At 41.7% G+C, this 18,593-nt stretch carries 18 protein-coding genes and 2 pseudogenes; 12 read left to right on the top strand and 8 right to left on the bottom strand.

What is annotated here, in order from left to right:
* Positions 1-406 precede the first annotated feature (406 nt).
* A complete protein-coding gene (locus AC2TDN_RS03325; protein ID WP_484687009.1) occupies positions 407-1,072 on the top strand; it encodes an ABC transporter substrate-binding protein in 666 nt (221 codons plus the stop codon).
* Here the strand turns inward: AC2TDN_RS03325 and AC2TDN_RS03320 are convergent.
* Positions 1,004-1,387: pseudogene (locus AC2TDN_RS03320) on the bottom strand (transposase); the annotation flags it as partial. The gene AC2TDN_RS03325 and the pseudogene AC2TDN_RS03320 overlap by 69 nt on opposite strands.
* 370 nt (positions 1,388-1,757) lie before the next feature.
* Here AC2TDN_RS03320 and AC2TDN_RS03315 point away from each other — a divergent pair.
* The 3 genes from AC2TDN_RS03315 to AC2TDN_RS03305 all read left to right on the top strand — a co-directional run bounded on the left by AC2TDN_RS03315 (position 1,758) and on the right by AC2TDN_RS03305 (position 3,252).
* Positions 1,758-2,315: a hypothetical protein gene (locus tag AC2TDN_RS03315; protein ID WP_484687008.1), complete on the top strand. Its 558-nt coding sequence runs from the start codon at positions 1,758-1,760 to the stop codon at positions 2,313-2,315.
* Positions 2,316-2,584: 269 nt separating this feature from the next.
* Entirely contained in the window at positions 2,585-2,779 is a 195-nt protein-coding gene (locus AC2TDN_RS03310; RefSeq protein ID WP_484687007.1) for a helix-turn-helix domain-containing protein, read from the top strand.
* A gap of 143 nt (positions 2,780-2,922) precedes the next feature.
* On the top strand, positions 2,923-3,252 hold the full coding sequence (locus AC2TDN_RS03305; RefSeq protein ID WP_484687006.1) for a hypothetical protein: 330 nt from the start codon (positions 2,923-2,925) through the stop codon (positions 3,250-3,252).
* 740 nt (positions 3,253-3,992) lie between these two features.
* Here AC2TDN_RS03305 and AC2TDN_RS03300 read toward each other — a convergent pair.
* A complete protein-coding gene (locus AC2TDN_RS03300) occupies positions 3,993-4,811 on the bottom strand; it encodes an SDR family oxidoreductase (RefSeq protein ID WP_484687005.1) in 819 nt (272 codons plus the stop codon).
* 169 nt (positions 4,812-4,980) lie between these two features.
* Here AC2TDN_RS03300 and AC2TDN_RS03295 point away from each other — a divergent pair, with 169 nt between their 5' ends.
* On the top strand, positions 4,981-6,144 hold the full coding sequence (locus AC2TDN_RS03295) for an MFS transporter (protein ID WP_484687004.1): 1,164 nt from the start codon (positions 4,981-4,983) through the stop codon (positions 6,142-6,144).
* Positions 6,145-6,343: 199 nt separating this feature from the next.
* Here AC2TDN_RS03295 and AC2TDN_RS03290 read toward each other — a convergent pair whose 3' ends face one another.
* Both AC2TDN_RS03290 and AC2TDN_RS03285 read right to left on the bottom strand, forming a co-directional pair.
* On the bottom strand, positions 6,344-6,514 hold the full coding sequence (locus tag AC2TDN_RS03290; protein WP_482065675.1) for a hypothetical protein: 171 nt from the start codon (positions 6,512-6,514) through the stop codon (positions 6,344-6,346).
* 131 nt (positions 6,515-6,645) lie between these two features.
* The gene (locus AC2TDN_RS03285) at positions 6,646-6,768 is read right to left on the bottom strand and encodes a YjcZ family sporulation protein (protein ID WP_482065676.1); all 123 of its coding nucleotides are present in this window, start codon (positions 6,766-6,768) and stop codon (positions 6,646-6,648) included.
* Positions 6,769-7,102: 334 nt separating this feature from the next.
* Between AC2TDN_RS03285 and sdaAB the strand changes: the two genes are divergently transcribed.
* The 5 genes from sdaAB to AC2TDN_RS03260 all read left to right on the top strand — a co-directional run bounded on the left by sdaAB (position 7,103) and on the right by AC2TDN_RS03260 (position 10,065).
* Positions 7,103-7,783 (top strand): L-serine ammonia-lyase, iron-sulfur-dependent subunit beta, encoded by a 681-nt coding sequence (sdaAB, locus tag AC2TDN_RS03280; RefSeq protein WP_484687003.1) that lies wholly within the window; start codon positions 7,103-7,105, stop codon positions 7,781-7,783.
* Positions 7,780-8,700: an L-serine ammonia-lyase, iron-sulfur-dependent, subunit alpha gene (gene sdaAA, locus AC2TDN_RS03275; protein ID WP_484687002.1), complete on the top strand. Its 921-nt coding sequence runs from the start codon at positions 7,780-7,782 to the stop codon at positions 8,698-8,700. The genes sdaAB and sdaAA overlap by 4 nt, the downstream gene beginning before the upstream one ends.
* On the top strand, positions 8,687-8,905 hold the full coding sequence (locus AC2TDN_RS03270) for a hypothetical protein (protein WP_484687001.1): 219 nt from the start codon (positions 8,687-8,689) through the stop codon (positions 8,903-8,905). The genes sdaAA and AC2TDN_RS03270 overlap by 14 nt, the downstream gene beginning before the upstream one ends.
* Before the next feature lie 293 nt (positions 8,906-9,198).
* Positions 9,199-9,555 carry a DoxX family protein gene (locus AC2TDN_RS03265; RefSeq protein ID WP_484687000.1) on the top strand — a complete coding sequence of 119 codons (357 nt, stop codon included), beginning with the start codon at positions 9,199-9,201 and terminating at the stop codon, positions 9,553-9,555.
* A gap of 63 nt (positions 9,556-9,618) precedes the next feature.
* Positions 9,619-10,065 (top strand): MarR family winged helix-turn-helix transcriptional regulator, encoded by a 447-nt coding sequence (locus tag AC2TDN_RS03260; RefSeq protein WP_482065681.1) that lies wholly within the window; start codon positions 9,619-9,621, stop codon positions 10,063-10,065.
* 361 nt (positions 10,066-10,426) lie between these two features.
* Here the strand turns inward: AC2TDN_RS03260 and AC2TDN_RS03255 are convergent, their stop codons facing one another.
* Positions 10,427-11,758, bottom strand: coding sequence for an ArsB/NhaD family transporter (locus tag AC2TDN_RS03255; RefSeq protein ID WP_484686999.1), 1,332 nt, complete (start codon positions 11,756-11,758; stop codon positions 10,427-10,429).
* 542 nt (positions 11,759-12,300) lie between these two features.
* On the opposite strand from AC2TDN_RS03255, the pseudogene AC2TDN_RS03250 reads away from it, so the two are divergent.
* Together AC2TDN_RS03250 and AC2TDN_RS03245 are read left to right on the top strand one after the other, a co-directional pair.
* Positions 12,301-13,464: pseudogene (locus AC2TDN_RS03250) on the top strand (family 8 glycosyl hydrolase); the annotation flags it as partial.
* A 141-nt stretch (positions 13,465-13,605) separates the two neighbouring features.
* Positions 13,606-14,094: a CBM96 family carbohydrate-binding protein gene (locus AC2TDN_RS03245; RefSeq protein ID WP_484687183.1), complete on the top strand. Its 489-nt coding sequence runs from the start codon at positions 13,606-13,608 to the stop codon at positions 14,092-14,094.
* 182 nt (positions 14,095-14,276) lie between these two features.
* On the opposite strand, the gene AC2TDN_RS03240 is transcribed toward AC2TDN_RS03245, so the two are convergent.
* From AC2TDN_RS03240 to AC2TDN_RS03230, 3 genes are read right to left on the bottom strand one after another with little or no spacing between them, the layout of a single operon-like run.
* Entirely contained in the window at positions 14,277-15,464 is a 1,188-nt protein-coding gene (locus AC2TDN_RS03240; protein WP_482065683.1) for a Ger(x)C family spore germination protein, read from the bottom strand.
* A 5-nt stretch (positions 15,465-15,469) separates the two neighbouring features.
* Positions 15,470-16,564: a GerAB/ArcD/ProY family transporter gene (locus tag AC2TDN_RS03235; protein WP_482065972.1), complete on the bottom strand. Its 1,095-nt coding sequence runs from the start codon at positions 16,562-16,564 to the stop codon at positions 15,470-15,472.
* A gap of 40 nt (positions 16,565-16,604) precedes the next feature.
* Positions 16,605-18,137: a spore germination protein gene (locus tag AC2TDN_RS03230; RefSeq protein ID WP_484686998.1), complete on the bottom strand. Its 1,533-nt coding sequence runs from the start codon at positions 18,135-18,137 to the stop codon at positions 16,605-16,607.
* Positions 18,138-18,593: the final 456 nt, after the last annotated feature.

Below are 18,593 nucleotides of genomic sequence, written 5' to 3'. Positions count from 1 at the left end.
CGATCATGCTAGTAAGCGAATAGGAGAACGAATATTGATGTTAAATGTTCAAGTGTAATATGATTTCAACCAACGAAATAATAAAAGTCAAATAAAGCTCTTCAAGCTGGGAGCTTGTCAGAGCTTTTATTTAGGTTTATTTCACGGATAGTAGACTTTCCGAGATGTAACTAAGCTGAGCTTGTAATGATACCGGGTCATTGTACGTATCTGCTTTTGGATTTAACTGAAACACGTTGCCTGCTTTAACCGCAGGAAGGCCGTGCCATATAGGGTTATCATATACGATTTTATGATCGCTGGTATCACTTGACCAAGGACAAGTGAAGATAACCCCTAGACTAAAGAAAAAAGACGACTTCTCCCCCAAAAAAAGTGGAGTAAAGTCGTCTTTTTCTATACAGCATTGAACTGGGATGAAAAAACAATAGTTTTTCAGTGGCCTCCTTTTTACACGGGGTATTTTTTGGCACTCGGAGCTAAGCCGATTGGTATTTCAGATAGTGCCATGAGTAACCCGTATTTTGATGGCATGCTGGATGGAGTCAAAAACATAGGTAACGAAGTGTCACCTGAGAAAATCCATGAACTTAATCCAGACTTAATGATCGTGTACACAGGTACTGAAGGAATTGAAAAGCTTGAAGAGATAGCGCCTGTTGTAGCTACGGATTACGGAAAGAAAAACTATAAAGATCAGATGCTGGATTTCGGCAAACTGAATGGAAAAGAAGATGAGGCAAAGGCTTGGGTTAAACAGTGGGAGAAAAAAATTAACGAGTTAAAGCCTCAGATTCAAGCTGCAGTCGGTGACAAAACCGTTTCTATTCTGAACCCATATGCTAAGAGCCTGTATGTGTTTGGTCACAATTACGGCCGCGGGGGCGAAATCATTTATGGTGAATTCGGTTTGAAGGCACCGGCGGATGCTCAGAAAGAAGCAATCGATAGTGTAACGGGCTGGGCCTCTATTTCCTTAGAGAAGCTTCCTGGATTCTCTGGGGACCGTTTTCCCAATAAGCATGTCCAGTACATTCAAATCTTTGAGCCGCAACTTGCGAAACTTGGTTAGGGAACTTGAATCGATGACTGAATCTTCCGGAGCCATGTCCAGAAAATATTTGAACGACATGTCGTACCTGGAGCGCTCCACGATATCCACGTCCGATAGTTCAAAGATCGCTTTCAGTAGCAGATATTTAAACATTCGAATCGGGTCAATAGCATTTCTGCCATTTTCCAAACAGTAGCGTTCTTTTAGTTCGTCGAACACAAATGAGAAGTCGACCAACTCATTGATTTGGCGCAACATATTATCCTTAGGAATGATTATATTGTAGAGCTCTATATATGGACTAAACGTCATGGATTGCTGTTGTTGAATCAATACACTCACCTACTCAAGATTGATACCCTAATCATACCGAAAAAAAGGTACAGCTTCCTCATTTTTTTGAGTGGGCTGTACCTTTGATGTATTTAAGGGACTTTTTCAGTGGCCTCGTAAAAAGCGGTAGTATCAACAATTCTTTTAGAATTTTTCGGCACTTGAATGTCACCGTTGTTCGCCTGGAAAGTGAATGTATCACCTTCGCCAGCAGATACTTCGTTACCAGATAATGATGTCGATGAGGAGGGGGATGATGAAGACGAATGGTTTGCCGTTCCCTCAGCGACTCAGCCTGTCTTAGACATGTTAGAAGCTAATGGTATAAAATATATTATTGAGACAGTTTATAAATGAGGAGGTTACTTTTATGAATTATCCCCTTTTAATACCACCAATTGAATTCAAAGATTTCAGGGAAATGAGTAAAAAGGAAGCAGAATTTCATTTTAAATGGTTTATTGAACAGATTCCTATGCGGTGTGAAGTGCTAAATATATATAGTGAAGTCAAGTTGGATTTCAGTATTACGTCATTAATATCTATTTGGACATGGTATCTGAGCCAAATTGAAGTTGTGGATAAATCGACAAAAGAACTAGAGGATGAGTATCTGCTTAAAAGTGGGTGGCTTCAAGAATATATTTCACCTCAAAAAGCGAGTATTAAATCACTGGCCATAGTATTTGATATTGCCATATATTTAGGTGAAGTAATGAAAGAAAGTCATAAAACAATTGAATGGGGGATTGTCTATAAACCAAAATCATATGTTAGTGTAAATCGACCACTATTAAATGGATTTAATAAAAAAAATGATATGGATGTAATTATGATTATTTCAAATATGATGCGATCAGTAATAAAGGGAGAAAGAAATACAAACGCACTTTTGGATATTTATCAAATCTGGAATGAATATGTCTAAATATATAAGTATTTTTATTTGAAGTAAAACATCAGATAAAGAAGTAGTAGCACTATTGAAATTGTAATAAATAAGAAGTTTATAACTAAATTGATCTTAAAGCAGAGCCGAAAATTTTATTTATAACATTTCTTTTGCCACATGAGAGTATACACTCCATGTGGCTTTTTTTAATGAAATATTTATATTCAAACTATTGACGTATCGGAATTTCAAAGATGTATTTACACCAAGACGTAATGATAAGTCATTGTTTTGGAGGGATATTTATGATCGGTTTAGAATTCATCGTAAAGTTATACAACGGAACGTATAAAAAATTAGCTGAGGATATGGAGATTACACTATCTACGGTTACGGACTGGCTGAGTAAGCGTAGACCCATCCTAAAAGCCAAGCTAGAAGCCCTGTCTAAGATATTCAATCTGGATGCAGAATACTTTCAAAAAGATTATCGAAAATAGAAGAGATTGGGCTGAGACTAGACTATCTGAATCGAATTTCTAACCGTGATTCTTTTGAAATACCTGACTATTTTAACGATACGGATGGAAATGAACATGAATACACAAGGTCAATTGTTCCTTATCAAGAAGAGGAACGAATAATGCATGATGAATTGAAAATGGAAAGGACTATTCTTACACTGCAAGGTGCTTTATACCAGGAACTCTACGCTGTTGATAAGGGAAATAAGGCACATGAGATATTGGAAAGGACATCTAACCTGTTAAATGAATCTGTTCCAAATCAATTAGATGCTGAGCAGCAGTTACAACGGGAAAGAAAGCATGACAAGCGTATTGAAGCATTGTGTTCCATGATGTATTTCATGGGTATTACAGGATTTTCGGTATGGGACGAAGAGAAAGAAAGCTTTCATAACGAATTGTTTAAGCTTCTGAAAAAACATGATTTACTGTGGATGAAAGAGTAAGGCGAGTACGATTAAAGTGAGGTGATTACGACGTAGACATTTTGTCTTTTTTTATAACTTAGTTTATTTGGTCCAGAATATTAAACCATCCAGAAAACAGAATGAAGGAATTGAATGTATGATGCGGTTGTGATAAAAGCAAGACCGATGCACCTTGTATCAGATACATTGTTAAGCATGGAGAACTGTAAGTCAGTTACATTTCTAATCAAGGAAACTGGTTTACTTCAAACGAGGAATGAAATAAATGATGAGCAGTTGTCGTACATCAAGTATCCTGATGGCAATCAGACGTTGCACAATCAAGTTCATCAGCAAGTGGTGTTTCAGGCAGTTTGGGAGCTTTAGTGACGTAACCAGCATTTAGTTTTGCGGAAAAAGCATAGGAGTAATATTAAATGACAAATGAAATATCTATTAAATGGATAGACGCTGGTAAAGTGATTTCCTCAAATCCAAATCAATTGATAAGTTGTCCCGAAAGTAATGAGAGTTTTCTAGTTGGATTATCTAAACGATATCGACTCTAATTCATTCGAGAGAAAAATATCTTGTCCAAGTTGCCAAGCTTAAAACTATTTAAGGATGATGAGGTAGTAAAAAAGACCTTATGAGAATGACACGGTAATAAATGATATTATTTTTTCAATAAAAACAAAAAAGAGCGCAAACCAAGCGCTCTTCGTATAATTCCATCCAGATGATTATGACCTGGATGATCATATCTCACATTCCTCCAACTATAGAAGCGTTTCTACACCATCAATAAATATCTCAGTACCTGAAATATGGCTCGATTCCTGCGATGCAAGGAATAAAACCAAATCAGCAACCTGCTCAGGCTGTCCCGGTCCATGCTCTAGCGGCTGGCTGCCTTCAGGATATTTAACTGGAATTTTGATTTTATCCAATTGTGGCGTCTCTTTCGTGCTTTCGCCGATATTGGTTTGGATAGCTCCCGGACAGATGACATTAACCCGAATTTTATAGTTCGCTAATTCAAGTGCAGCCATTTTGGCAAAAGCAATCTGGCCTGCTTTAGAGGAGCTGTAAGCTGACATGCCGAACCCGGAAAATTTACGGCTGCCGTTAATTGAGCTGGTAATGATGATGCTTCCACCGTTTTTTTTCATATGCGGAATGGCATATTTAACGGTCAGGAATGTTCCTTTTAAATTGGTCGTCAGCGTGTGATCCCATGCTTCCGGCGTTAGGTCCTCAATAGGAGAGACGACGCCATTGATTCCTGCATTTGCAAATACGATGTCAATGCGGCCCCATTGTTTCATTGCTGACTGAATCGCCTGATTTACGCGATCGGGGTCTGACACATCGGTATCAATAAATAACGATTCTCCGCCGAGTTCATTGATTTGATTCTCAACTGATTCACTGCGGTTGTTGTTTAAATCGATAAGGCATACTTTAGCTCCGTGCTTGGCCAAGAGCAATGCAGCTGCTCGGCCGATGCCAGAACCAGCCCCGGTAATAATCGCAACCTTATCTTTTACACGAAGCGTGTTTGCCGTTTGTTGCTGTTTTTCTTCAGTAACGTTCATTAATAAATCCCTCCTAAGTATAGAATTATCCGAATTAGTGTTCCATGGAATGGTTTATTTATTCTAATTATCCCAATCCGAATGAATCAAGGATAAATAGCGAGCGTCATCTGATATACTAATTAGATATCCAAACAAACTATACATTATCTGAGGTGCTTTATATTTCATGAATGCATTAAAATGGTTGCGAAGCTTTAACTTTTTGTACTTTGCACTGCTCTCTATGTTTATTACATTTCTCCCCGTTTACCTTGCAGAACAGGGCTTACAGCCCTCACAAATTGGTTTCATTATTGGAACCGGTGGTTTTATAACTATTATTACCCAGCCTTTATGGGGCATGATCAGCGATAAAACGAGGACCATTCGTAAAATACTTCTCCTATTGGTATTAATCTCAAGCGTGACCGGTTATTTTTTGTACAACTCCAGTACTTTTTTTATGCTTATCTTATTCGCTATGCTTCTGTACTTCTTTCTTATGCCGATCGACCCGTTGCTGGAGAGCCTGAATTTCTCGATATCCGAAGCTTCTGGTGTGAGCTATGGATCAATCCGTACATATGGAGCATTAGGCTATGCTGTCACCTCACTGCTCACAGGATACGTTATGTCTTATTTCGGCGCGCATAGTTTATCAATGCTCTTTGTAGGCATTGGTCTCATCAGTTTGTTTATTAGCTGGAAAATGTCGGATGTACCGGTTACAGGGAAGCCGGTTTCTTTAAGCAGCCTCAAACATTTTATAAGCAATAAGGAGACACACATGTTTCTTTTGCTTGTTTTTGTTTGTTCGGTACCCGCTCGGATGAACGACACGTTTCTCGGCATATATATTCGCGAGCTTGGAGGGACTCCTGAGCTGATCGGACAATCCTTTTTTTTGGCGGCTGGCAGTGAGATTATTGTATTTGCTTTAAGCTTCTGGTGGCTGCGCAAAGGCAAGGAAATGCTGCTCATTTCATTCGCGTCCATTTTCTTTTTCATTCGCTTTTTTCTGTCAGCCTGGATTACTGATCCGCATCTGCTTGCTTATTTGCAAATCATGCAAGTGCTTACTTTCCCGATCTTCTATTCAGCGGCGATTCAATACCTTTATCGCATCGTTCCTATAGAATGGCGGGCCACTGGCCAGACGGTGCTAGCGCTTCTGTTCTTCGGAATTTCAGGAATACTCGCTTCCTACTTAGGAGGGTTTATTTACGGGTCTTTTGGTGCAAAAACACTTTATCTAACGATATCTGCGATTTCTTTCCTTGGCATGTTGTTTGGCTTTATCCTAAATCGGATATATGGGAAAACGCATATCGTTAGCAACGAAGCCGTTTAGAATGATTATATGGATGCGAAAAAAGCAGGTAATCCATGAAACAAAGCTAGAACTATTTATGTAGGGGAAAATCGCATGTTTTTCATACAGCTTCTGAATAGTTTTAAAAAGAAAAAGACCCAGACAAGGGGTCTTTTTCTGCGTTCTATTTAAAAGAAGTTGTGCAATCTGAATGCACGGATGACATTCAGTGGTTTAATTAGTAGCCTTTGCCGTATGGGCCAACGCCTGCGCCGCCGACGTTGTTGCCATAACCGCCACAGCTGCTGCCGCCAACTACTCCACAGCTACAAGCGATAATCACCAATAATATGAAAAGCACCAGAATAACCCCAAGGTTTGTAAAAGCACCACCTACTTGACCGGACATTTCATTGCACCTCCTTACGTATTGGGTACTCTGTAACTTATGCATGAGTGTATCGAATGGATTGGGTGTTTGTTACAGAGATATTTGGTTACTGTCATTAGCCCAAAGCGGGATTAATATTTATTTATCGATTAGCAACCGCCAAACCCACCAAACCCACCAATTCCACAGCTACAAGCGATAATCACAAGCAAGATGAAGAGGACAAGGATAAAACCAATACTATTATTTGCACCACCAACGAATCCAGACATTAAACTTTCACCTCCCTGATACTGAGTACCCTGTAGATTATGCTGAATGGGTTAGCGATGATTGGATGTTTGTACCCTATACATTTAATCAAGGTCATATGCCCATGCAGCCGTTTTGCCTCGTACAAAGGGAATCGGCTACGAACTTCAAGCATAAGGAAGGGGTTATGAAATGAAAAAAATGCTATTGCTCGCTCTTTTTGGCAAGACTGATAATGAATGAGATCAATCTAAAGGAAGCTTCGATTTCTGGCGGTCATTCGCAGATATTCCCGTTGTCGTAGCAATCAAGATGGCGCCCCAGCCGGCTTTCATAGGAGGTATTGAATGTGATATGCGTTTTAAGGATGTGTTTTCCATCATTGGACCTGGCATGATCGGACCTTCTAGCTCGCATACGGCGGGTGCCGTCCGATTGGGCAGAGTGGCACGCGGGCTGTTTGATGAACAGCCTGAGCAAGCAGATATATTATTCTACGGCTCATTGGCAGCAACTTACAGCGGCCACGGAACGGATTTGGCGGTAATTGCGGGACTGCTTCAGTTCAGTACGGATGACGATCGGATTCCAGTTTCGCTTGAGCTAGCCGATTCGCTTGGGATGAAGGTCACTTTTCAGACGGGCAGCGGGCCTGCCGTTCATCCGAACACCTTGTCGATTAAGCTGCTTTCAGGAACGAAATGTTCTCAAATGACAGGCTGCTCAATCGGCGGCGGAAATATTGAAGTGGTAGAAGTTAACGGTTTTGATCTCAAATTTACCGCTAATTATCCGACACTTATCATCTATCATCTCGACCATTCCGGTGTGCTTGCGAACATCACGCGGCTGCTGAGCGAGGCCAATGTCAATATAGGCTATATGGATGTGGACCGCAAAGGCAGGCTCGGGCAAGCCGCGACCGTTATCGAGACAGATGGCGAATTGCGGGAGGATCTGCTTGTGAGGATCAACCGTCTGGATTATGTGAATAGCCTTAATTACATCGATTTGAATGGTGGTGTTCCGCTTTGAGATTCAGAACCTTAAAGGAACTGGCGCTCGTATGCGAAAATGAAGGCAAGCCGATCTACCGGATCATGCTGGAGGACCAGGCGAAGGAATCCGGCCGGACGGAGGAGCAGGAATGGGACAAAATGATGAAGTATTACGGCATCATGAAGGATGCCGCAGTGAAAGGAATCTCATCGGAAAAAACGTCCCGCAGCGGTCTGACTGGCGGAGACGCGAAACGGGTGTATGCATATACACGAAAGCCAGTGGCTTCTTTGGAGCCGTTCGCTGGATCAGCAATGGCATATGCCCTTGCGGTCTCTGAAGTGAATGCTTCAATGGGGCGTATCGTCGCCACGCCGACTGCCGGGTCTTGCGGCGTCATTCCCGGCGTATTCGTCAGCAGCCAGGAGCGGTTTGGCTGGGAAGACGATCATATGGTGAACGGATTGTTTTGTGCCGGAGCGATAGGCTATATCATCGCGAACAACTCTTTTATATCCGGAGCAGAAGGCGGATGCCAGGCAGAGATCGGCTCTGCAATCGGCATGGCAGCGGGTGCTCTTGTTGAGCTGAAAGGAGGGACGCCAGCACAAGCGGTTCACGCAGTCGGTCTCGCTTTAAAAAACACGCTTGGCCTGATTTGCGATCCGGTTGGCGGCTTGGTGGAAATCCCATGTATTGTCCGCAATGGGTTTGGGGCAGTGAATGCGCTAGCTGCCGCCGATATGGCGCTTGCAGGCGTAAGAAGCGTCATTCCCTCGGACGAGGTCATACAAGTTATGCTTGAAGTAGGGAGCGCCATGCCGGACATTCATCGTGAAACGGCTGGAGGAGGGTTGGAACAAACGCCAACTGGGAAACAAATCATCGAACAGCTGGCAAAGGATAGAAAGAACTCTCATGCTGTTATGAAGGAGAAGGATGATGGCTATTAACGCTAAATATGATCTCCTTCATGCGGGTAGAGCAATCGAGAACGAGATAATCGATCTACGAAGAAAGCTTCATCAGTATCGTGAGCTCAGCTTTGAGGAAGGAGAGACATCAACTGCTGTTGCTGACTTATCAGAGCGAAAACGTGTGTCCTTTGACCATAGCGGTCAGGGGGCATTTTTTATCGAATTATTACAACTTTTTTGAAAGCGTAAATAACATATTCATTCGGTGATCGAACAAATTACATATTTGTACCCTAACCATCTGTCCAATCGGAATAGGTAAAACTGGAATATATTACCAAGATACTGGACGATTAAACAAATTTTTACAGGTTCGTCTGAGAAAACACTATTAAGATTTGGGAGGAAATCGATGTCAGATCCGAAAGTAGTTGACAGCTAATTACTCTAATGTTAGGATAAATATTATCCTAAACATAAGATATATAATATTAGTATATCTACTAGTAGGAAAATAATAAGGAGTGAGATAAAATGAATATGGTATCGATTGTGCTTCAAATTGTTTTAGGTTTAGGTTTTTTGGTTTTTGGAGCTTCTAAGCTCGGTTCCAAGCAAATGGTTGATGAATTTAAGCGTTATGGCTTGCCTCAATGGTTTAGAATGTTAACAGGCTTGCTCGAAATAGGCGGTGCTGCACTCATCATAGCAGGAATTTGGAATCACATGCTGGCAGCTATCGCTGGAATAGTGCTAGCCATTATTATGGTTGGAGCTATTGTTACGCATTTACGAGTAAAGGATCCGATAGCCAAAACGGGTATGCCCATCATTTTGATGATTTTATCCTTAATTGTCCTCATTTTGAATTGGAATGCATCTTTTGGATAAGGATTAAGCAACTAATCTCTCCTTATCCGATCAGATGATGAATAGGTTAAAGGAGGTATTCTAATGTACCAAGGAGACGAACAAAGCGAGCTCGATTTAAGACTCTTCCGGGTTTGGACTAAAGCATCCAAAGCAATATTTGATAATGTACAGCGGGATATTGAAAGTCACGGAATCAGTCCTGACCATTTTATGATACTTGAACTTCTCTACAACAAAGGGCCGCATCCTATCCAAAAAATTAGTGAAATTTTCTCGATTCCAAGCGGAAGTATTACTTATGTGGTAGATAAGCTGGAAAAAAACGACTTTGTAAAACGACTGCCAAGTCCCACGGATCGAAGGACTTCAAATGTCACCCTTACGGAGAAGGGTGAAGCGTTATTTAATGAGATTTTCCCCAAGCATGTTGAGATTATATCCAAAAACATTTCATTTATCGATAACGAGGAGAAGCTTCAGTTGATCCAACTTCTCAAGAAAATTGGGCTTGGTGCACAGGGGCTTTGAAAAAGCTGAGATCCGAAGAGTTGAATGCGATTAAGAAAATTTGCACAAGAAAATGCATAGGGAATATATGCCAGTCGTAGCCTATATACGGCATATTCGCAAGTTGAATATGCCCGTCAAGTGCATTTGCGCTTGGCGGGCTGTTGTTTGGAATCAGCTATACAATCGTATTTTTTTAATTGATTTATTGAATCACGCAAAGAACCCATACTCTTCCATTCCTTTTCGCATAAAATAAGATGTGCATAGAACCTCTTTTTGATGACTTCTTCCTTATTGGGAGGTCATTTTTTTTTATCTATAAAATAGGATGCATGGCTTGAGGGTACTGAAACAAAGGTTATTACGTTAAGTTTCTTCATTAAAACATCCATGAAACCCAATACGACAAGAGGACTAAAGTGATAATGACGGTAATGGGGATGACGAGCGCAGTGACCTTCAAATATTGACCCCAGGTTATTTTTACTCCGCCTTTTCTAACGATGTGAATCCACATTAAAGTAGCAAGCGTTCCGATTGGCAATAGAAGTGAACCGATATCGCTGCCCACTACACTCGCTAAATAAGCGATTTTTAGCGTTAATGGATCAAGTCCCATATCCATCAAGGTTAACGTTCCCACCATTAAAGCAGGATGATTGTTAAATAGATTCGATAGAATACTTAACAAAATACCCATAAATACACTAGCATTCAGCAAACTGCTTGATACAAATGGCTGTAAAAGCCCAACAAGCCACTCTGTTAATCCGATATTGTTTAAGCCGAAAATGATTACATACATGCTAAAGGCGAAGAGGAGAATATACCATGGTGTTTTTTTCAGCATATCGGATGGTGGGATTTTCAAATAGTACCAGCGCCATATTAACAACAAGGATGATCCGACTACTGCCATTAACGAGATCGGGAAGTGGAGATAGGAGGCAACAAATAGGCTAATTCGAACACAAAATACGAAAATGAGGATGTTGCGCATAAATTTGTTGCGGTTCTCAAGTTGGACGACTTCTTTTAAAGGATGGCTTCCAGGGATCAAATTCCATTTCTTAACCTCTGGCAGTTTTTTGGGGAGAATGCGGTAAAACGTAAGAAAGAGCAGCAAGGTCAAAAGGATAAGCCCTAAAGATGCTGGGACAAACATCATCGCTGTGTGCATGTAAAGGTCCATATGAACGATTTTTAATGCGATCAAATTTACGATATTACTAACGCCGATGGGAGCGCTTGATGCTGTCGCAATTAAAGCGCCTGATAATAGATAAGGTATTTTTTGCGCATTTTTTAGTCCCATATTTTTAAGCAAAAGCAATAAAATAGGTGTTGTAATTAATATGCTTCCGTCATTGTTGACAAAGAGGGTCATGAGAAAACAAAATAGATTCGTTAACCAAAACAGACGAATGCCGGACCCTTTTGCTTTTCTCGTAAGAAGCTCTGCCGCCCAATAAAAGAAGCCAAAGCTCTCTAATACAATAGCCATAACAATGGTTGCCATAATGGTAATAGCGGCTCCGCTTATCGTTTCTGTAATTTGTCCAAGATCTGCTAGAGAAACACTGCCGCTGAGAAGAACAAAAAAAGCGCCAATCGTTGCTGGAATCGCTTCGTTAACATGGGGACGCCAAAATATAAAGCCAATCGTTAAGAGGAAGGAACAAAGTGTGATGATAATCATTAAATCGTGCATGCTTAAACCTCATTTCGTGGATAGAAGTTTTCTCTCTAGGTAGTTAATCACGCTTACTTCCGTCCCAGTTGCTTTGCTAGGGAATAGGCATAACCTCCTCTATCGTTGTATTTAATAGTATTAATATAATGTATGTATACGTACAAGACAGATCATTCGTACTGGCCAATGTCCCTATTCCTATTAAAATGCGCGAGTATCAATTGAAGATATTTGTCTCGTAATGATAGTTACCGACAATGGATAGATGACTATTTTCATCATTGGATGTCATTCATAAATATCATTAAAAAAGACATTTTCAACCAGTTTACTTTGTGATACACTTTGTATCGAAAGCGCTTAAATGAATGGGAAGAGAAAAAAAGCACAGTAAGAATGCTTTTATTTTTAACCAAAGTTAAAGCGCTTAAATTATTGAAGGAGGCGAAATGATGTACAAAAACGTTTTTCGTTTGGGTAGTACGATTAAGAAGGCGGCAGTAATCGGGCTTGCAACGATCATCGTGGCAGGGATGTCTCAGGTTCCTTCATCGTTCAAAGAAACCGTACGGGCTGCTGGAGAATTGAGACCGTTCCCACAGCAGGTCAGCTATCCAGGTATTATCAAACCTAACCATGTCAGTCAATCATCAATGAACTCTTCAGTCTCATCGTATTATAATTACTGGAAAGGCAAGTACGTCAAAAACAACTTGTCATCTCTTCCTGGTGGATATTACGTAAAAGGAGACATTACAGGCAGTGCGGATGGCTTCAATCCGCTGGGTACCTCTGAGGGTCAGGGCTTCGGAATGGTTATCACCGTATTGATGGCAGGACATGATTCAAATGCAAAGACTATCTTTGACGGAATGTTCAAAACTGCAAGAGCGTTCAAAAGCTCTGGCAATTCAAGCTTAATGGGCTGGGTAGTTGCGGACAGCAAAAATGCGCAAGGCCATTTCGGCTCCGCAACGGATGGAGATTTGGACATCGCTTACTCACTCGTTTTGGCGCATAATCAATGGGGCTCAAGCGGCTCTGTCCATTATTTGAATGAAGCCAAGAAAATGATTAATGCAATCAAATCCAGCAACGTTACAAACGGCAATCGGCTGAATCTTGGTGATTGGGATACGAAGAGCGCAACAAATTCAAGACCATCTGATTGGATGCTGAGTCATCTTCGCGCATTTTATGATGTTACAGGCGATCAAACCTGGATAAATGTTATTAACAGCTTGTATACGGCTTATTCGCAAGTCAGCAATACGTATTCACCGTCTACGGGTTTGATTTCTGATTTTATTGTAGGTAATCCAGCTAAGCCGGCACCTGAGAATTATTTGGATGAATTTAAAGAAACGAATCAGTTCTATTATAATGCTTCTCGCGTACCACTGCGGATCGTAATGGATTACGCTCTTTATGGAGACACAAGGTCCAAAACAATCGCTAATAAAATGGCGGTATGGATCAAAGGCAAGACAGGCGGTTCTCCATCAGGAGTTAAAGCAGGCTATACGTTAAGCGGTACAGCTCTCAACTCGTATAGTGAAGCCGTATTTACCGCGCCATTGATTTCTGCTGCGACAACGAGCACAAGTCATCAGGCATGGGTCAACGCAGGCTGGGACTGGATGAAGAATGCGAAATCCAGCTATTTTAGCGATTCTTTTAACTTGCTTAACCTGCTCTATATCTCAGGCAACTGGTGGAAACCAGGAAGCGGAGGGCCTAGTCCAACGAATACACCTACCCCAACGGCAACACCGACTCCAAAACCAACCGCAACACCAACACCGACTGCAACACCAAGTCCAACCACTACTCCAGGTCCTAACAATCCAGGCGCAAGCCTTGCGGTGACGGAAGATAGCTTTGTACGAGGCGGCACATATAGCGGAGATAATTATGGCACTCAAGCGACCCTCACCATTAAGAAAAGAACAACGAATGCATCCTTTGATCGAAACGCGTATTTGAAATTTAATAAATCAACCATTACAGGTGCAGTGAACTCTGCTGTATTGAGGGTATATGTGAACAGTCTTCATAGCAATACTAGCTCGTTCCCATTGCAGGCAATAGGAATAACGACGAATTCTTGGACGGAATCAACGATTAATTATTCGAATCAGCCAACAACGTCAGGTACGGCCTTAGGATCAGCAACAGCGAGCTCAGGAGGGACTTATGTCGATTTGGATGTTACCTCCTTCGTTAAGAGTTCATCAGGCACTATTATATCGTTCCGAATAATCGGACTGACCGAGGATGCGGGAGCTGATATCGCTTCTAAAGAGAATACGACAGCGTCACGGCGTCCGGTTCTTATCATCAACGGAGGCTAACAGTTCAACTGACTTCAGGCAAATACGTTCAAATTGTAAACATTCGTAAATCGAAATGGAAATTGTACTAAAAAAGGGCAGCCCGTTTCATTTTGCGGAGCTGCCCTTTATCGGTTTATATTGAAATGGCAGCGTGATTCCAATCGTCTGAATGGTCGGATTTTATAAGCGGTCAGCATGCATTAATGCTTCTCCGGTTTCAAACGAAGAGGTTTGCCGATTTGCCCCGTCTTCCTAATGACTATATTCGCGGTAACCTCAATCTTTGCTCGGCCAAACGTTTGTTTCCAATCTTTTTGCATCGTTTTCCAGCGATGCGGGTATTTTCGATGTACGATTTGACCGAACCCGAAAACATCAGCATTTAACTTTTGCGCTTTTTGGACCGCCTTCAACGCTTCCTTTTCGATATCTTTGTTTAAAGCTTTTTGCATGAGCAAAATATTGGAAGACTTAGCGAGATCCAGATCCGTGTTGTTCTCGAGTATATTTCCGTTGCCAGAAAGCCGAATTTTGATGGTAGCGTTATCTCCATTAAGTGCAACTGAGACATCACTCTTTAATTGCCTAGAGTCGACGGACATGTTGCCATTTTGTTCTGGAACGTCAGGCGTCAAAGATAAATCCTTTATATTCCCCATAATCCAATGCCGCATTGCGTTAGTTTTAGCATCCAGATATCCGATTAATTTCAACTCATCATCAAATGCTGCGATCCCGGCAAAAAGAATAGTTGATTCATTCGCTTTATTTTTTTTATTTTCTTTTTCTACATTTTTCAATATCTGGAGCACCGGCAATACCGGGGTACTTCCTTCCGATGAAGCGGCAATCAAAAAATCCCGCAAAGCGGTTTCGGCTCCTGCGACGAGATGAGAGTGGATCTTGAAAATACCTAAAACAGGAACCCGTTCGAATGGATATTGCTGTTTAAGTATATCGTTAGCGGTTCCGCCCTTTACGATAAATATATCGGTACGCAAGCGCACGATAATATAGCGCGAATATTCGTCGATAACTTTAGCAATTCCATGCTTAGCAAGATCTTCACCAATCAAGATCGATCTCCGATGTCCCGCAAACAAAGAACGAGACAGCCTTAAATCCATATCGTCAGCGGCAGATCTAATATTTTTTCCTTTTCCAACCGAAGTGACAAATGAGCTTCCTTTACCTGCTCCTCCTTGTTCTGCACTGAATTGAGATGTTGTCGCTAGCTGAGCTGTAGCATGGTAACTGCCATCCTTGTAGTCCATTCCCCATCCCAGTAGGATTGCACGATCGTTAAGCTCCTTGCGATCCCAGCAGCCGGTTAAAGAGATCATAGATATGCAGAGAAGCAGCTTGGCGAATCCCATGACTTTTCTCAAGCAGGTCAACCTCCTTCTTTTGCCGTTTTTTTGCGAAAAAGGCTCACCACAAGCAGTAGAACAGGGATGGCGATTGCCGTAATTGGAAAATCAAATGGGATTCTGTACATAGTCGGATAATCGATGGAGGATTGATCGACATTTTTGAAAGAGACCGCAATAACATAGCCGACCGCTACGACGAACCATATTACCGCTCTCCAATTTTTAATGCCCAGCCATTGCGCCGTACCGTAGCTTGCAGCGAAAACATACAAGGCCAATTTAATAAATACACTGAAGAACCAAATAATTACAACGTAAGCGTCAATATTTTGAATAAACTCCATGGTTGAAATAAAGCCGGTCATTACAAAAAAAGGATACCTCATTCCTCCAGCCAATTGGGCAAATGAAATGACAACAGATATCGTAATGATCCATATCATCATAAAGGCGACAATTGAACCACGAAGTGCTTTTGACATAGAAGCAGCTGGTTTGGTCATAAATGCAATCAACATGGTCAGAATAGTGGACTCGGCAAAAAAACTCATCGGAGGCAGCGATCCCTTCCAAATATCGATAGCCTTGTTATCAACCAAGACCGGGAGCAGCTTGTGCCAATCCATGTACTTGAAGGAAAGGATAAAAATAATTAACAAGGTTACGATCAGGAGAGGCCCAATGACTTCTGCACATCTCGCGATGGTTTCTACACCTCTTGTGATCGTAACGTATACGAGCAGTATTACGATCATTAAGATCAAAACCCAAAAGGGAGTTCTATCAAACAACATCAAATGCAGGAAGTCGGAACATTGCCGCAAAATAGCGCCTAAAATAGAATACCATTTGATCAAGTAAGGAATGACAATCAAGCTTCCTAACCACTTTCCGAGTATGGTGCGGCTAAATTCGATCAGTGTTAAATTCGGATAGCGCATGCACAGCGTGACTGTAATCCAGGTTACGATTAATGATCCTAAGCCTGCGACCAAAACGGAAATCCAAGCATCTTGATGAGCATGACTGATGGTCGGTGTGATGCTAAGCAGCAGACACATTCCCGTTTGCATCGTAAAGATCAACCAAAAAAGCTGGTTTCCAGATAAACTCATATTCTTCACTTTTATTCCTTCTCTCCTGTAGTGAGATGCATCATTCGTTGTCTTGAGCAGGCTTCGTATTTGGCATCGGACTTGGCGAAAGACGTTTTTTGTTTTTTCTTGAGAATGCCGGACGTTTAAACATAGCCCAGCGCGGCGCGCGAACGAGTACATCCTTCAAATCGCCATTATACCTGGGAGCAACCGGAGAGAAGTACGGTACGCCGTATGAATTTAAGTTGACAAGATGAATCAGCACAAAAAGTATTCCGAATGCAATGCCGAAAAACCCCATCATTCCCGATAAAATCAGGAGCGGAAAACGGAGCAAACGGAACGAGGTTCCAAAGTTGTAGCGCGGAATTGTAAATGATGCAATACCAGTAGCCGCTACAACGATAACCATAGGTGCAGAGACGATGCCTGCTTGTACAGCAGCCTGCCCGATGACCAGCGCACCAACTATGCTGACTGCTGAGCCGGCAGCTCTTGGCAATCTAACTCCTGCCTCACGCAAGGCTTCGAATGTAAATTCCATAATAAACGCCTCAATAACGGCTGGAAATGGACTTGGTTCCCTTGCGACGGCGATGCTGAGCAGTAGATTTGTCGGCATCAGCTGCGGATGATAGGAAATGATCGCTACATAAGTTGAAGGCAATAACAGCGAGATTAATAATAGAACATAGCGGATCCAGCGAATGGCCGTCGAATAGAAGAACCGCTCATAGTAATCGTCAGCCGATTGCAGCGACACCCAGAACGTCATTGGAACGATTAGCGTAAAAGGAGAGCCATCCTCCATAATAGCAACTTTACCTTCCAGCAGGGCGGCCGCAGTCACATCGGGCCGTTCCGTATTTTGCACCTGCGGGAACGGGGAGAAAGGGGCATCCTCAATAAATTCTTCAATGTATCCTGACCCAAGAAGGGCATCAATTTCAATTTTAGACAGTCTTTCCCGCACCTCATCAATGATTGATTCCTGGGCAATCCCCTCAATATAAGCGATTGAGACAACCGTCTGGGATAGCTCTCCGATAATGATGGATTCCAATTTCAGGCGCGGTGATTGAATTCTTCTTCGGACAAGACTTGTGTTCACCCGCAGTGACTCTGTAAACCCCTCCCTCGGTCCGCGGAGAGTTACCTCGGAGCTTGGCTCTTGAATAGCTCGCTTCTCAGAGCTTGCGATATCAGCAAGCAATGCGGTTGCTTCACCATCAATCAGAATGGCAACATTTCCTTTTAAGATCGCTTTAATGATTTCGGATGTCGTTGCTGCTGTTTTGGTTGAAGCAATTGCGGTCGCTTCCTTCTTTATTTCTTCAGCGATATCACCTTGCATCTTATCTTGGAATAAATGCGGTTTTTGAATGATTTTATCCAGAGTCTGAACGTCAATTAGACCTTCTACAAAAATGATCAAGATCTTCAACTGTTCATGGATCTGAATAGGGCGGAGCTGGATGTCGGAGCAATTGCGAAATACATCTTTAAAGAGCGTCTCATTCTCAACAATATTTTGGCTTAAATACTCAACAGGGCTATCAAAATCTAATGTTGTGGCAGACTGAGGGATCATTTTTTTTTGTTTATTCTTAAAGAAACGGATAATGGTAATCTTCCTTCTCTCCAAAGAAATGTATTAGATTTCCTTGGTATTATTGATTTATTACGTCTAATTTATGCAAAATAATTAATCATCTTTGTAAGGATTTGTAATCCGTTAGGTATGATTCCTTACATTTTGAATTGCTCGGATGATCGCTGATCCCGCGGCGACTGACAGGTCTCAGGGTCGTCAAGCTCCTCATGAACGTTTTTTTATCTTTACAAAGGCATACATAGGTTGTAAGGCTATTATACTTTTTAAGGGTAATGCGTCTGCCTGAGGGGGAAGGAAATGAACAAAAGCTAATCGTTTTTTGTAAAAATATTGTATTTTATCCTTTTGTCGAATGAAGCAGGAATTTGCCTTTGAGACACGAATAATATGTATACTCGTATTTTTAGAATTTTTTATGATAATGACCGCAAC

The sequence above is a fragment of the Paenibacillus sp. Y660 genome, from assembly GCF_057221575.1.
Note: the sequence above shows the minus strand (reverse complement) of the source record. Positions and strands in the feature narration are given on the sequence as shown.

Bases quoted from the DNA above. Each gene is read 5' to 3' on its own strand.
- AC2TDN_RS03315 (WP_484687008.1), top strand. From the start codon at position 1,758: ATGAATTATCCCCTTTTAATACCACCAATTGAATTCAAAGATTTCAGG.
- AC2TDN_RS03310 (WP_484687007.1), top strand. From the start codon at position 2,585: ATGATCGGTTTAGAATTCATCGTAAAGTTATACAACGGAACGTATAAA.
- AC2TDN_RS03305 (WP_484687006.1), top strand. From the start codon at position 2,923: ATGCATGATGAATTGAAAATGGAAAGGACTATTCTTACACTGCAAGGT.
- AC2TDN_RS03300 (WP_484687005.1), bottom strand. From the start codon at position 4,811: ATGAACGTTACTGAAGAAAAACAGCAACAAACGGCAAACACGCTTCGT.
- AC2TDN_RS03295 (WP_484687004.1), top strand. From the start codon at position 4,981: ATGAATGCATTAAAATGGTTGCGAAGCTTTAACTTTTTGTACTTTGCA.
- AC2TDN_RS03290 (WP_482065675.1), bottom strand. From the start codon at position 6,514: ATGTCCGGTCAAGTAGGTGGTGCTTTTACAAACCTTGGGGTTATTCTG.
- AC2TDN_RS03285 (WP_482065676.1), bottom strand. From the start codon at position 6,768: ATGTCTGGATTCGTTGGTGGTGCAAATAATAGTATTGGTTTTATCCTT.
- sdaAB (WP_484687003.1), top strand. From the start codon at position 7,103: ATGCGTTTTAAGGATGTGTTTTCCATCATTGGACCTGGCATGATCGGA.
- AC2TDN_RS03270 (WP_484687001.1), top strand. From the start codon at position 8,687: ATGATGGCTATTAACGCTAAATATGATCTCCTTCATGCGGGTAGAGCA.
- AC2TDN_RS03265 (WP_484687000.1), top strand. From the start codon at position 9,199: ATGAATATGGTATCGATTGTGCTTCAAATTGTTTTAGGTTTAGGTTTT.
- AC2TDN_RS03260 (WP_482065681.1), top strand. From the start codon at position 9,619: ATGTACCAAGGAGACGAACAAAGCGAGCTCGATTTAAGACTCTTCCGG.
- AC2TDN_RS03255 (WP_484686999.1), bottom strand. From the start codon at position 11,758: ATGCACGATTTAATGATTATCATCACACTTTGTTCCTTCCTCTTAACG.
- AC2TDN_RS03235 (WP_482065972.1), bottom strand. From the start codon at position 16,564: ATGAGTTTATCTGGAAACCAGCTTTTTTGGTTGATCTTTACGATGCAA.
- AC2TDN_RS03230 (WP_484686998.1), bottom strand. From the start codon at position 18,137: ATGATCCCTCAGTCTGCCACAACATTAGATTTTGATAGCCCTGTTGAG.